We start from the raw sequence: 671 nt of genomic DNA on the forward strand, positions 1-671 counted from the left end.
CAGACCTTGTTGATCAACTTGATTTGATGTTAGTTGAAGTCGCATTGGGTGCAGATGAACTAATGGTCGTCAATAAATCTCAAAGCCTAAACCCATTTAAAGATGTAGGTCGTAACGATCCATGCCCTTGTGAGAGCGGTAAAAAGTTCAAGCAATGTTGTGGTAAGTAACACTATAAAAGCGAGTTACTGAATCGAACCCAATAAAAAGCCGACCCTAAGGTCGGCTTTTTATTATCTATATTTTTATACGCCTTAACGAATTGGATTCTTACGTTTCACCGGAAAGAACTGTGCAATCACGATCAACGCCAAAGCGACCAAGTTACCAGCGAAGATAACCACCAACCATTGTGGCATCGATAAGTCGAAGAACTGCCAAACAATTTTTGAACAATCGCCATACGCTTCAAACATCCAAGGAACCCATTGGTTTAACGGAGCCCAACTTGGGAAGGTGACAAAAAGATCACAAGTTGCAAATGGTGATGGATTGAACTGGTAATCAACATGCTGCATTGCAAGCATCAATCCTTTGTACGAGCTTAATCCCCAACCAATAAGCCCTAACCAGCGGAATAGTGCGTTGTTCGGTGCGATAAGTCCGATGATAGCTGCACCGCCAATACCCATCATTGCCACACGCTCATAAATACACATTACACATGGTGC

2 protein-coding genes are annotated in these 671 nt (G+C 42.6%); one reads left to right on the forward strand and one right to left on the reverse strand.

Annotated elements, in window-relative coordinates; genetic code table 11:
• On the forward strand, positions 1-170 hold a 170-nt coding region (locus tag R7E78_RS27165; protein ID WP_318058754.1), incomplete at its 5' end, for an SEC-C metal-binding domain-containing protein.
• Positions 171-254: 84 nt separating this feature from the next.
• Here the strand turns inward: R7E78_RS27165 and dsbB are convergent.
• Positions 255-671, reverse strand: a 417-nt coding sequence (gene dsbB / locus R7E78_RS27170) for a disulfide bond formation protein DsbB (RefSeq protein ID WP_318058753.1), incomplete at its 5' end; no start/stop codon positions are given.

This window comes from Vibrio sp. YT-19(2023), from assembly GCF_033337395.1.